Annotated in this window: 11 protein-coding genes; 8 read left to right on the top strand and 3 right to left on the bottom strand. The window is 67.9% G+C overall.

From position 1 onward, the window contains the following. Positions 1–44: 44 nt before the first annotated feature. Positions 45–827, bottom strand: a complete 783-nt coding sequence (gene lexA, locus ACQEVY_RS12290) for a transcriptional repressor LexA (RefSeq protein WP_033318887.1) — start codon at positions 825–827, stop codon at positions 45–47. Between the two features lie 531 nt (positions 828–1,358). Here lexA and nrdR point away from each other — a divergent pair. Together nrdR and ACQEVY_RS12280 are read left to right on the top strand one after the other, a co-directional pair. After that, the gene (nrdR, locus tag ACQEVY_RS12285; protein WP_328768218.1) at positions 1,359–1,910 is read left to right on the top strand and encodes a transcriptional regulator NrdR; all 552 of its coding nucleotides are present in this window, start codon (positions 1,359–1,361) and stop codon (positions 1,908–1,910) included. A gap of 148 nt (positions 1,911–2,058) precedes the next feature. Further along, a complete protein-coding gene (locus ACQEVY_RS12280) occupies positions 2,059–4,944 on the top strand; it encodes a vitamin B12-dependent ribonucleotide reductase (RefSeq protein WP_432947755.1) in 2,886 nt (961 codons plus the stop codon). A gap of 55 nt (positions 4,945–4,999) precedes the next feature. Here the strand turns inward: ACQEVY_RS12280 and ACQEVY_RS12275 are convergent, their stop codons facing one another. After that, positions 5,000–5,533, bottom strand: coding sequence for a TerD family protein (locus ACQEVY_RS12275; protein ID WP_432947753.1), 534 nt, complete (start codon positions 5,531–5,533; stop codon positions 5,000–5,002). A gap of 152 nt (positions 5,534–5,685) precedes the next feature. Here ACQEVY_RS12275 and ACQEVY_RS12270 point away from each other — a divergent pair, with 152 nt between their 5' ends. The 4 genes from ACQEVY_RS12270 (at position 5,686) to ACQEVY_RS12255 (ending at position 9,942) form a co-directional block, all read left to right on the top strand. Beyond that, complete coding sequence (locus ACQEVY_RS12270; RefSeq protein WP_432947751.1) at positions 5,686–6,291, top strand: YdbC family protein; 606 nt, start codon at positions 5,686–5,688, stop codon at positions 6,289–6,291. 110 nt (positions 6,292–6,401) lie between these two features. Continuing rightward, positions 6,402–7,061 carry a histidine phosphatase family protein gene (locus ACQEVY_RS12265; RefSeq protein WP_432947749.1) on the top strand — a complete coding sequence of 220 codons (660 nt, stop codon included), beginning with the start codon at positions 6,402–6,404 and terminating at the stop codon, positions 7,059–7,061. Positions 7,062–7,074: 13 nt separating this feature from the next. Beyond that, positions 7,075–7,986: an ADP-ribosylglycohydrolase family protein gene (locus ACQEVY_RS12260; RefSeq protein WP_432947747.1), complete on the top strand. Its 912-nt coding sequence runs from the start codon at positions 7,075–7,077 to the stop codon at positions 7,984–7,986. A gap of 183 nt (positions 7,987–8,169) precedes the next feature. Continuing rightward, a complete protein-coding gene (locus ACQEVY_RS12255; protein ID WP_432947745.1) occupies positions 8,170–9,942 on the top strand; it encodes a DUF4153 domain-containing protein in 1,773 nt (590 codons plus the stop codon). A 68-nt stretch (positions 9,943–10,010) separates the two neighbouring features. Here ACQEVY_RS12255 and ACQEVY_RS12250 read toward each other — a convergent pair whose 3' ends face one another. After that, a complete protein-coding gene (locus ACQEVY_RS12250) occupies positions 10,011–11,558 on the bottom strand; it encodes an MFS transporter (RefSeq protein WP_432947743.1) in 1,548 nt (515 codons plus the stop codon). 173 nt (positions 11,559–11,731) lie between these two features. Here ACQEVY_RS12250 and ACQEVY_RS12245 point away from each other — a divergent pair, with 173 nt between their 5' ends. Together ACQEVY_RS12245 and ACQEVY_RS12240 are read left to right on the top strand one after the other, a co-directional pair. Further along, positions 11,732–12,355, top strand: a complete 624-nt coding sequence (locus ACQEVY_RS12245) for a TetR/AcrR family transcriptional regulator (RefSeq protein WP_432947741.1) — start codon at positions 11,732–11,734, stop codon at positions 12,353–12,355. A gap of 105 nt (positions 12,356–12,460) precedes the next feature. After that, complete coding sequence (locus tag ACQEVY_RS12240; RefSeq protein WP_432947739.1) at positions 12,461–13,162, top strand: ribonuclease HII; 702 nt, start codon at positions 12,461–12,463, stop codon at positions 13,160–13,162. Positions 13,163–13,208: the final 46 nt, after the last annotated feature.

Genomic DNA, 13,208 nt, shown 5'->3' with positions numbered 1-13,208 from the left:
GGAACCGGCGCAGTTGGTTCCGGGGCCCGGTCAGGGGCGGAGGGTCAGACCCGCCGCAGCACCGCCACGACCTTGCCGAGGATGGTCGCCTCGTCGCCGGGAATCGGCTGGTACGCGGAGTTGTGAGGCAGCAGCCACACATGACCGTTCTCGCGCTTGAAGCGCTTGACCGTGGCTTCGCCGTCCAGCATCGCGGCCACGATGTCGCCGTTCTCGGCGACCGGCTGGCGGCGGACCGTCACCCAGTCCCCGTCGCAGATCGCGGCCTCGATCATCGAGTCACCGACGACCTTCAGAACGAACAGCTCGCCGTCCCCGACCAGCTGCCGGGGCAGCGGGAACACGTCCTCGACCGACTCCTCGGCGAGGATCGGGCCACCGGCGGCGATCCGGCCGACCAGCGGGACGTACGAGGCTGCCGGCTTGCCCGCCGTGTCGGTGGGCTGGACCGTGGACTGGTCGGATCCCCGGACCTCGTAGGCGCGGGGCCGGTGCGGGTCGCGCCGCAGGAAGCCCTTGCGTTCGAGTGCCATCAGCTGGTGTGCGACGGAGGAGGTGCTGGAGAGGCCCACGGCCTGCCCGATCTCCCGCATCGACGGCGGGTACCCGCGTCGCTGCACGGAGTCCCTGATGACCTCGATCACCCGGCGCTGCCGGTCGGTGAGTCCGGAGCTGTCCGCCCGGATACCCGGAGGTCGGCCCGGCAGGGAGCGTGTGGGCTTGGGTCCCTCCTGATTCAATGCTTCATTCATGGCATGCACCGGCTCGAGTCGGCCCTGGGAGCGGTCCTGGGCGGTGATGGTGGCGCTGTCTGCGGTGGTGGTCACGGTCGGCCCCTCTCGTTCGTCTCCCTGCTGCACAACGGTAGTTGCTTTCGAAAGGTTGCGCCAAACACACGTTCGAGTGAAAGATTGCGAATCACCTGGCGTGATCATGTGTTTGGGTGTATGGCCAACAGTGCACCTGGCGGACAAAGCGGCTGATTGCTGTACTCTTCGCCGCCCGGACGACGATCTCGTGGGTCGGCGCCCAGTCTGCCATCCGGTATCCCGTCAACCGGATACCGGCCCCTGCGTGCGGCGCCCACGTTATCCCTGCAGGCCCCGGCGCCGGTATGGGTGTGCGGCACATGTTCAGATCGGTTGCCGCATGCGCGCTCGCGGGAAGCGACACGCGCGAGCGCAGAAAATTTACGGCCAAACCCCAGATCTAGTGGTTGGATGGCCATAGCAGCCCAGAAGTTGTGGTCCCCCGGGTCCTCCGGGGTCTGATCATCGCCTATGCTGGGGACTGCTTCGAGGGGCCCAAGTGGCCTGTCGAGGCTATTGAGTCGTGCTGTGAAGGAGGGATGGAGTTCGATGCACTGCCCCTTCTGCAGGCACCCCGACAGCCGCGTCGTCGACAGCCGTACGACCGACGACGGTACGTCGATCCGCAGGCGCCGCCAGTGTCCGCACTGCTCCCGTCGGTTCACGACGGTGGAGACGTGTTCGCTCATGGTGGTCAAGCGGTCCGGAGTCACCGAACCCTTCAGTCGTACCAAGGTCATCAATGGCGTCCGCAAGGCGTGCCAGGGGCGGCCTGTCACCGAAGACGCACTCGCCCAGCTCGGCCAGCGGGTCGAAGAGGCGGTGCGGGCCACCGGAAGCGCCGAACTGACCACCCACGACGTGGGGCTGGCCATTCTCGGCCCGCTGCAGGAGCTGGACCTCGTGGCCTATCTGCGGTTCGCGTCCGTCTACCGGGCGTTCGACTCGCCGGAGGACTTCGAGGCCGCCATCGCGGAACTCAGGGAACAGACGAAGCGCCCCACCGCGGACGACGATGACGCGGGCGAGGGGCGCCAGGGGAGCGATCGCGGGTCCGGAGGGACTGCCGAAGTCCCCGTGCCCGCCAACGCCGCCGACTGACCAGCGGGCCGACCCGCGTCGGCCGGTCGACGGCGATTCAGGAACCTGTTGCGGGCGATCGCGCATGCGCTGCGCGCAACACAGATACACACCGTGCCCAGGAAGAACGAGGCACTTCAGGGCGTTTTGCCCGATACAGGGAGGCGGCATGACAGAGACGGCGAGCGGTCCGGCGCGGAGTTCCCGAGCCAAGGGCACCAAGGCGAACAAGGGGCTGCGGATCGAGCGCATCCACACCACCCCGGGCGTGCATCCGTACGACGAGGTCGAGTGGGCGCGTCGTGACGTCGTCATGACCAACTGGCGCGACGGCTCGGTCAACTTCGAGCAGCGTGGCGTCGAGTTCCCCGAGTTCTGGTCGGTGAACGCGGTCAATATCGTCACCAGCAAGTACTTCCGCGGTGCTGTGGGCACCCCGCAGCGCGAGGTGAGCCTCAAGCAGCTCATCGACCGCATTGTGAAGACCTACCGGAAGGCCGGTGAGGACTACAAGTACTTCGCCTCGCCCGCCGATGCCGAGATCTTCGAGCACGAGCTGGCGTACGCCCTCCTGCACCAGATCTTCAGCTTCAACTCGCCGGTGTGGTTCAACGTCGGCACACCGCAGCCCCAGCAGGTCTCCGCCTGTTTCATCCTGGCCGTCGACGACTCCATGGACTCGATCCTCGACTGGTACAAGGAAGAGGGCATGATCTTCAAGGGCGGCTCGGGGGCCGGCCTGAACCTCTCCCGGATCCGTTCGTCCAAGGAACTGCTGTCCTCCGGTGGCAACGCCTCCGGTCCGGTCTCCTTCATGCGCGGTGCCGACGCCTCGGCAGGAACGATCAAGTCCGGTGGCGCCACCCGCCGCGCCGCCAAGATGGTCATCCTCGACGTCGACCACCCCGACATCGAGGACTTCATCCAGACCAAGGTCAAGGAAGAGGAGAAGATCCGCGCCCTGCGTGACGCGGGCTTCGACATGGACCTGGGCGGCGACGACATCACGTCCGTCCAGTACCAGAACGCCAACAACTCGGTCCGTGTGAACGACGCGTTCATGAAGGCGGTCGAGAACGGCGAGAAGTTCGGCCTGCGCGCGCGGATGACCGGCGAGGTCATCGAGGAGGTCGACGCCAAGGAGCTCTTCCGCAAGATGGCCGAGGCCGCCTGGGCCTGCGCCGACCCCGGCATCCAGTACGACGACACCATCAACCACTGGCACACGTGCCCGGAGTCCGGCCGCATCAACGGCTCGAACCCGTGCAGCGAGTACATGCACCTGGACAACACGTCCTGCAACCTTGCCTCGTTGAACCTGATGAAGTTCCTCAAGGACGACGGCTTGGGCAACCAGGCCTTCGAAGTCGAGCGCTTCTCCAAGGTTGTCGAGCTCGTCATCACGGCGATGGACATCTCCATCTGCTTCGCGGACTTCCCGACTCAGAAGATCGCCGAGAACACCCGCGCCTACCGTCAGCTGGGCATCGGATACGCCAACCTCGGCGCCCTCCTGATGGCCACGGGGCACGCGTACGACTCCGACGGTGGCCGGTCCCTCGCCGGCGCCATCACCTCCCTGATGACGGGCACGTCGTACAAGCGCTCCGCGGAACTCGCCGCGGTCGTCGGCCCGTACGACGGTTACGCCCGCAACGCACAGCCGCACCAGCGCGTCATGAAGCAGCACGCCGACGCCAACGCCGTGGCCCTCCGCGTGGACGACCTGGACACCCCGGTCTGGGCCGCCGCCACGGAGGCCTGGCAGGACGTGATCCGTCTCGGTGCGAAGAACGGTTTCCGTAACGCCCAGGCGTCCGTTATCGCCCCGACCGGCACGATCGGTCTGGCGATGTCCTGCGACACCACGGGCCTCGAGCCCGACCTGGCACTGGTCAAGTTCAAGAAGCTGGTCGGCGGCGGCTCGATGCAGATCGTCAACGGCACCGTGCCGCAGGCCCTGCGCCGCCTGGGCTACCAGGAGGAGCAGGTCGAGGCGATCGTCGATCACATCGCCGAGCACGGCAATGTGATCGACGCCCCCAGCCTCAGGCCCGAGCACTACGAGGTCTTCGACTGCGCCATGGGCGAGCGTTCCATCTCCGCGATGGGGCACGTCCGGATGATGGCCGCGATTCAGCCCTGGATCTCCGGCGCGCTCTCCAAGACGGTCAACCTGCCGGAGTCGGCGACCGTCGAGGACGTCGAGGAGGTCTACTTCGAGGCGTGGAAGATGGGCGTCAAGGCGCTCGCGATCTACCGGGACAACTGCAAGGTCGGCCAGCCGCTCTCCGCGAAGAAGTACGAGGAGAAGGTCGCGGAGAAGGCGGAGGAGACCATCCGCGAGACGGTCGAGAAGATCGTCGAGTACCGCCCGGTCCGCAAGCGCCTCCCGAAGGGCCGTCCCGGCATCACCACCTCCTTCACGGTGGGCGGCGCCGAGGGCTACATGACCGCCAACTCTTACCCGGACGACGGTCTCGGCGAAGTCTTCCTGAAGATGTCGAAGCAGGGTTCCACCCTCGCGGGCATGATGGACGCCTTCTCGATCGCCGTCTCCGTAGGCCTGCAGTACGGCGTGCCCCTGGAGACGTACGTTTCGAAGTTCACCAACATGCGCTTCGAGCCTGCGGGTATGACCGACGACCCGGATGTGCGGATGGCGCAGTCGATCGTCGACTACATCTTCCGCCGCCTGGCGCTCGACTTCCTGCCCTTCGAGACCCGTTCCGCGCTCGGCATCCACTCCGCCGAGGAGCGCCAGCGTCACCTGGAGACCGGTTCGTACGAGCCGACCGACGACGAGCTCGACGTCGAGGGTCTCGCCCAGTCCGCGCCCCGTGCGCAGGAGCTGAAGGCCGTCGCATCCCCGAGGGCCGAGGTCGAGGCGGCCAAGCCCGCCCCGCAGCAGGCGCACACCAACGCCGAGTTGGTGGAGATGCAACTGGGTATCCAGGCGGACGCACCCCTGTGCTTCTCCTGCGGTACGAAGATGCAGCGGGCCGGATCCTGCTACATCTGCGAGGGCTGCGGCTCCACCAGCGGCTGCAGCTGATCCATGACCGTAAGGGGCGTACGCATGGGCGTACGCCCCTTACAGCTTGAGTGGGTCAGGATGCGTGGCGGCTGCCCATGGTCCTGGCGAAAGATGCCGGGTCCGTGTCGAAGCCTCGGACGCCGGGGTGGAAGGACCACTCTCCGGAGTCGTCGCGTACGAACTCCGCGACTGTCGCGGACGTCGCTCCCAGTACGCCGCCGAAGTCGTCCTCGGCCAGGACGGTGTAGCCCTCGCTGATGCGCAGCGAGGGGTTGCCAACCCCGACGAAGGTCCTGCGTCCGAAGCGCTGCTGGATGCAGACGCCGACGACCACACGCGCGTACCGCTTGTCCAGGCGGCCGAGCTCCAGGGTCATCACCTCGTCCCAGCCGAAGCCCTTGCCGTCCTTGCTGTCCCGGTTGAGGGTGATGGTGCCGTCCGGGGACCGGCTGTCGAAGTGCACTACGTAGTCGGGGTTTTCGTGTGTGTCCGTCGCCAAGTAGGTCGCGGCGACGAGGTCGAGATCCGTGGGTGGCTCACCGGCGGGACTCGGGTCCCACTTCACCCCGACCTCCACCTTGCTGATGCCCTTGCTGAGGCCGTCCACCAGATCTCCCTCCTGATCCTCAGTGACAGTCGCTCCAACTGCTGGGCAGCTGAGGCATGTTGTCCATCGTGTCACGCAACAGGGGGCGCTCGCGCGGATGTACTGCGCCAGAGCGTGACCAAGGCCACGTTGTGTGGCCTTACGATGGCGCGGTGCTGGTCAAGTGGATTCGCTGCACCGTGGTGGACCGCCGCGGTTTTGAACGGGGGCAGCGGAAATGGGCGGGGCTTCTGGGGGAGCCGGGGTTCAGGGGGCAGGGCGGGGGCTGGAGCCGGGTGCGACCCGGAGTGGCCCATATCTTCGCCTTCTGGGAGAGCCGTGCCTTCTACGACTCCTTCATGGCCCGCTCCCATGACCGGCTCGCTTCGGCGCAGGCTGGCACCTTCAAGGATCCACATATCAAACTCTTCGATCACAAGTTCGATGTGAAGACCGGCTTCGAGCCGCGTTTCACGGACGCCGACCTGGTACGCGTTGCGCATTGCCGCGTTCACGAGGAGAGGGCCGAGCACTTCGCGCTGATGCAGGAGAAGGTGTGGAATCCGGCGATGGCCGGCTCACCCGGCATGGTGCGCGGGCTGTTCGGTGAGGCGCCAGGTCATGAGTTCCTGGTGTTGTCGATGTGGCAGTCGGCCGCCGAGCACGGCAAGTACCGCGTCGAGCGCGTCGAGCGGCTCGCCCTGCGGGCACAGATCGAGGCGGATGTGGCGGCCCTCGCGGGCGACATCGTGGAGCTGGAGCCGAGCTGGACGGTCTGAAGCGTTATGGGCGGTCACGGGCGGTCCGAGGCGGTCACAGTTGTGTGACCTCCGCCGTATGAGGCCCGTACGAGTGCTCGATCCGGCGTGATCCGATCTAGGGTTTTGGCATGGCACGACCACGGCGCATCGTCCTTGTCCGGCACGGCGAGTCGGTGGGCAATGCCGATGACACCGTGTACGAACGCGAACCCGACCACGCACTGGCCCTCACCGAGACGGGATGGCGGCAGGCGGAAGAGACGGGCAAACGGCTGCGGGAGGTGTTCGGCCATGAGCGCGTAAGCGTTTACGTCTCCCCTTATCGCCGTACACACGAGACGTTCCGCGCCTTCCACCTCGACCCCGAACTCGTGCGCGTACGCGAGGAGCCGCGGCTGCGTGAGCAGGACTGGGGCAATTGGCAGGACCGGGAGGACGTACGCCAGCAGAAGGCGTACCGCGACGCGTACGGGCACTTCTTCTACCGCTTCGCGCAGGGGGAGTCCGGTGCCGACGTGTACGACCGGGTCGGCGGCTTCCTGGAAAGCCTGTTCCGCAGCTTCGAGGCGCCCGACCATCCGCCCAACGTACTCATAGTGACCCACGGGCTGGCCATGCGACTGTTCTGCATGCGCTGGTTCCACTGGTCGGTCGCGGAGTTCGAGTGCCTGGTGAACCCCGGGAACGGGGAGACGCGGATGCTCGTTCTCGGGGAGGACGGCAAGTACGCACTTGACCGGCCATTTGACCGCTGGCGTGATCCGAAACCGTACGGAGTCACCGGATAGAAGTGGCAGGGCGATGACCGCTGACTCCTCTCCCGACGGGCGCTTGGCCCGCACCCTGGCCAGCCTGCGCGGACTCGCGGTGGGGGACGCGCTGGGCTCACAGTTCTTCGTGCCCGAGAACTACCCGTTGCTCAAGCGCCGTGCCCTGCCCTCCGGCCTCTGGCAGTGGACCGACGACACCGAAATGGCCTGCTCCGTAGTGGCCGTTCTGGCCGCCCACCGCCGTATCGACCAGGATGAGCTGGCCCGCTCCTTCGCGGAGCACCACGACTTCGACCGGGGCTACGGGCCCGCGGTCAACCGTCTGTTGCGGCTGATCCGGGAGGGCGGCGACTGGCGTGAGCTGGCCTCGGCCCTCTTCAACGGGCAGGGCTCGTGGGGGAACGGCGCCGCGATGCGCATCGCACCCCTGGGCGCCTGGTACGCGGACGACCCGGAGCAGGCCACGCACCAGGCGGAGATTTCGGCGTATCCCACGCATCAGCACCGCGAGGCCGTGGTCGGCGCCATGGCCGTGGCTGCCGCGGCCGCGCTGGCCGCCGCCCCGGACGGGCCGCCCAGCGCCGGGGCACTGCTCGACGGCGTCATAGCCCTCGTCCCGCGCAGCGCTGTGGAGGCCGGGCTGCGGCGCGCCCGGGACATGCTCGACTACGACGACGCGACGACGGTCGCCGCGGTGCTGGGTTGCGGGCGGCGTACGAGCGCGCACGACACGGTGCCGTTCGCGCTCTGGTCGGCCGCACGCTCGCTCGGCGACTACGAGCAGGCCTTCTGGACGACCGCTCAGGCGGGCGGAGACGTGGACACCAACTGCGCCATCGTGGGTGGTGTGGTGGCCGCCGGGAAGGCGGGCGCGCCTCCTGTGGAGTGGGCGGAACGGACGGAGGCCCTGCCGGGCTGGATGTCGGTGGAGGGCGGGGCGTAGCCCCAACTGTCACAGGCCTGACACAGAGCCCCAGGTCCCCGCCGCGTCGGCTTACCCGCGGATACCCTGTCCGCCACGCCGCTCGCTGATCATCTCGGGCGCGCGCCGACGAGACACCGGTCCCCTGGCTTCGGCCCAGCCATGCGCTGTGAGCCGCCCGTGGACCGGTCGGGAGGGGGTCCCGTGTCAGACAAGCCATCCGAGGCCGAACCGAGAAGGTCGGAACCGGGGGATGGAGGGGGTGCCAAGGGGAGTGCTGGTGAGGGCTCCGAAGGAGGGGGAGACGCTGTCCGTGGGCGTGCCGTCGCCCTGACCAAGAAGCCTGCCGCCGATGCCGATGAACCCGAGGACGCCGTCCCCGCCTCGTACTCCGGCGAAGTCTCCTCGAAGGGTGGCGCCGACGAGGACGACTCGGACGGAGAGGACGTCGACTGGGGCTACCCGGTCGCCCAGTCCGCCTGGGGGTTCGCGGACCTTCAGGCGCAGCCTCCGGCACCGGTCCGCCCCGCCACCCTCTGGGCCGCCCTGGCCACCGGCGTACTGAGCATGCTGCTGCTCGCCGACGGACTGGCCCTCAACCTCATGCTGGTGGCGATTCCGGCCGCGCTCGCCGCGTACTTCGCCGCCCAGTCGGCCGGCCGCGGTCCGCGGCGCTGGACGCTCGTGTGGGGTGTCGGCGGTCTCGCCCTGCTGACCGTGCCGGCGCTGCGTGACGCCGACTGGCCGACCTTCCTCGCCGTGGTGGCCGCCGTGGCCGCGGGCTCGCTCGCACTCCACGGCGGCCGTACCTGGACCGGAGTGCTGTTCGGCCCGATCGGCCTGTACACCTCGGTTCTTACCGGACCCGTCTGGGGCTGGCGAGGCCTGCGGGAACGGTTCGGCAGTGCCCGAGGCAACGTGGGCCCGGTGCTGCGCGCGCTCGCGGTGGCCGCGGTTCTGCTGCTGGTCTTCGGGGCGTTGTTCGCGGGGGCCGACGCGGCCTTCGCGGATCTGCTCGGCGGCCTCATACCGGACGCCTCCGTCTCCGGGGGTCCCTGGCACCTCGTTCTGCTGGTGCTCGGCCTGGTCGGCGCGCTGGCGGCGGCACACACGGCCGCCGCGCCCGTTCAGTGGGACCGCGTCGAGGTGCCCCCGGGACGGGAACGTGGCCGAGTCGAGTGGGCGCTGCCCCTGATCGTGCTCGTCGTGCTCTTCGCGGCCTTCAACGCCGTCCAACTCGCCGTCCTGTTCGGCGGATACGACACCGTGCTGGAGAAGACCGGCCAGAGTTACGCAGAGTACGCGCGCCAGGGCTTCTGGCAGCTGCTCCTGGTCACGTTGCTCACCCTGCTCGTCATCGTCTTCGCCCTGCGCTGGGCCCCGCGCGACGGTGCGCGCGACTGGACGCTGGTGCGTGCCGTGCTGGGAACTCTCTGTGTTCTCACGCTCGTTGTCGTGGCATCGGCGGTGCGACGTATGGACATGTACGTGGAGGCGTATGGACTGACGCGACTGAGGATCTCGGTGCTGGCCGTGGAGCTCTGGCTCGGCCTGGTCATCGTGCTCATCATGGCGGCCGGCGTATGGGGACCCCGCTGGCTGCCGCGTGCCGTGATGGCCAGTGCCGCCGCGGGTGTGCTCGCCTTCGGGCTCGTCTCGCCGGACGGCCTGGTCGCCGAGCGCAACGTCGAGCGATACGTGGCCACGAGCAACGACGGCGAGGAGGGCAAGTTCGACGTCGACTACGCGCGCGGCTTGTCGGCAGACGCCGTACCGGCCCTTGACAGGCTTGAGGAGCCGCTGCGCTCCTGCGCGCTCGAGCCCATCGCGAGGGAACTGAAGAAGGAGAACAAGCCCTGGTACGCCACCAGTTGGGGCGAAGCCCGGGCCCGCGGCATCCTCGAGGACCGGCCGCTGTCGACCGAGGCGGACTGGAGCGAGTGCCTTCGGCTCCGTGACGAGTTCCAGTACCGCTGAGGCACGGGGACGTACCGAGCGGGCCGGACCGGCGTCCACAGGACGCGGGTCCGGCGAGCTCGTCTGTGTCAGCCCCCGGCGGGCCCTGCGGTGCCCGACAGGGCCTCGAGGTCGCTCTTGCGGACCCGGATCACCAACGCGGCGACGGCCAGGGCCAGTACGGCCATCGCCGCGGCCGGGATGAAGGCCGTCGATATGCCCTGGGCCAGCACTTCACTGCCCCAGGGAGCGGGCAGTTGCTGCGTCTGCGCGAACTCCGCCTTCTGCTCGGGCGAGGCGTTCGCCATGAACGCGGGCACCTGTTTTTCCGCCTCGTCACGGCTCGCCGTACCGAAGACCGTGGTCAGGATGGCGAGGCCGAGGGAACCGCCCACCTGCTGCGTGACGTTGAGCAGCCCGGACGCCGCGCCCGCCTCGTGCTGGGCGACACCGGAGACCGCGGTGAGTGTCAGCGTCACGAAGTTCAGCCCCATGCCGAAGCCGAACACCACCATCGGGCCCAGGACTCCGCCGGCGTACGAGCTGTCCGGGCTGATGAAGGTCTGCCAGCCGAGCCCGATCACGGCGAGCGCCGAGCCCACGACCATGAAGGGCTTGGGGCCGAGCACGGGCAGAAGCCGCTGCGACAGGCCCGCACCGATGGCGATCGCGACCGTGACGGGAAGGAAGGCCAGGCCCGCCTCGATCGGCGTGTAGTCCAGCACGTTCTGCACGAACAGCACGATGAAGAAGAACATGCCGAACATCGCCGCGGCCAGGCTCAGCATGATCACATACGTGCCGGAGCGGTTGCGGTCGGCGAACATGCGCAGCGGCGTGATCGGTTCCTTGGCACGGGACTCGACCAGCCCGAAGGCCAGCAGCAGGACCGCCGCCGCCCCGAAGGACCCGAGGGTGAGGTTGTCGCGCCAACCCTCCTCCGAGGCCCGGATGAACCCGTAGACCAGGGACGCCATACCGGCCGTCGAGGTCAGCGCGCCCGCAATGTCGAAGCGCCCCGGATGCCGCTCGGACTCGCTGATGTAGAGCGGCGTGAGGAACGCGATCAGCAGGCCGATGGGTACGTTGACGAAGAGCACCCAGCGCCAGTCGAGCCATTCGGTGAGCATGCCGCCCGCCAGCAGACCGATCGCGCCGCCGCCGGCCGAGACCGCGGCGAAGACACCGAACGCCCTGTTGCGTTCGGGACCTTCGGGGAAGGTCGTGGTGATGAGCGCCAGCGACGTGGGCGATGCGATCGCGCCACCGACGCCCTGGAGAGCGCGTGCGGCCAGCAACTGCCAGGGTTCCTGGGCGAAACCGCCGAGCAGCGAGGCAAGTGTGAAGAGCAGGATGCCGGTCATGAAAACCCGGCGCCGGCCGAGGATGTCGCCGGCCCGGCCGCCGAGCAGCAGCAGACCGCCGAAGGTGAGCGTGTACGCGCTGACGACCCAGGTGAGGTCGGTCGTGGAGAACTTGAGCGCGTCTTGAATGTGCGGGAGTGCGATGTTCACAATCGTCGCGTCGAGTACCACCATGAGTTGGCAGGCCGCGATGACGGTGAGCGCGATGCCGGGACGCCCCTCCCGGCGGGCCGCCCCTGGCTGTTGGTCCTTTGTCAGTTGAGAGGTTGTCACTATTGGGTCCCCCCAGAAGTACGTTAGTGAACGCGCGCGTTCACTGTCGCGTCAACGTTAGTGAGTCCCCTTCAGTGAACGCAAGCGTTCACTGAATCACTTTCGTGCCGCGTCACCGATCCGCTCGCCTTACCCGAAGATCCCCGCTCCCCCTGTACAACGGAGACGCTCAGATGGCTACTTCGCGCTTGACGGCCGCCCCCGCTCAGTCGGCCTCCCTGCGTCGGCGCGGCGCCGTACTCGAACGCGCGATCCTCGAGGCCGCGCTCGATCAGCTCAGTACGGTCGGCTGGAACGGCCTCACGATGGAGGGCGTCGCCGCGGGCGCCCAGACCGGCAAGGCCGCCGTCTACCGTCGCTGGCCGTCCAAGGAGGATCTCGTCGTGGACGCGCTCCGGTCCGGTCTGCCGGATCTGGAGAGTGCGCCCGACCTCGGCAGCGTGCGTGAGGAACTCCTGGATCTCTGCCACCGGGTGCGCGAGGTGATGTTCTCCCGCCCTGGATTCGCGCTGCGCTCGGTGCTTTACGAGTGCGACTTCGGTACGGCCGAACGCTTCCACACTGTGATCCTCGAAGGGGTTGTCGAGCCGGGTGCGCGGCTCGTCGAGGAGATCATTCGCCGTGGGATCGTGCGAGGAGAGGTGCGACCAGACGCCGCGAACGGTCATGTCTTCGACGCCATGCCGGCGATGATGATGTACCGCTCGAAGGTGTGCGCCTGCGAATGGAACGAGCAGGAGCTGGAAGCGCTGGTCGACCAGTTGATGGTTCCCCTGCTACGTCCGAGCGGGGCATGACGTGATGCCGCCACCGCCTTCGAGCGGTGGCTGAACTCCCCGTCTGGTTGCCCGGAGAAACCTGGGTGTCGCAAGGGGTTCCGGGCGGCGTACTCTGGTGCCGCCATGGCGTACGAAGCACCCACACACCGCGTCGAGCGCTCCCTGCGCGCCACCACCGGAGCGAAGGTCATTGCCGGTGTCGACGAAGTGGGGCGCGGCGCGTGGGCCGGTCCGGTCACCGTCTGTGCGGCGGTCACGGGACTGCGTCGCCCGCCCGAAGGTCTCACCGATTCAAAGCTCCTGACCATCAAGCGCCGTACCGAGATGGCCGAGGAGCTGACGAAGTGGGTGACGTCGTACGCCCTGGGACATGCCTCTCCTGAGGAGATCGACGACCTGGGGATGACGGCCGCGCTGCGGCTCGCCGCCGTACGCGCCTTGGATGCCCTGCCGGTTCGCCCCGACGCGATCATCCTCGACGGGAAGCACGACTATCTCGGCACTCCTTGGCGGGTCCGTCCGGTCATCAAGGGCGACCAGTCGTGCGTGGCCGTCGCGGCGGCCTCGGTGATCGCCAAGGTCGAGCGTGACAAAATGATGGCCGAACTGGGCATCGAACATGCAGACTTCGGTTTTGCGACCAACGCCGGGTATCCGTCACCCGTGCACAAGGCCGCGCTGGAGTTGCGGGGCCCCACCCCGTACCACCGGCTTTCGTGGGCGTATCTTGATGCGCTGCCCCAGTGGCGGCACCTCAAGAAGGTCCGCAACTGGGCGGACGGAAGCGTTCCGGAGATCGAAGGTCAGCTCGGTTTCGATTTCTGACGGTTCCGCTCGCATCCATGTGCCACCCGCCGAGGCGAGTCGCACC

Origin of the sequence: Streptomyces sp. CA-288835 (assembly GCF_050936385.1) — a bacterium.
Taxonomy (GTDB): domain Bacteria; phylum Actinomycetota; class Actinomycetes; order Streptomycetales; family Streptomycetaceae; genus Streptomyces.
This window is presented reverse-complemented; position numbering and strand designations above follow the sequence as displayed.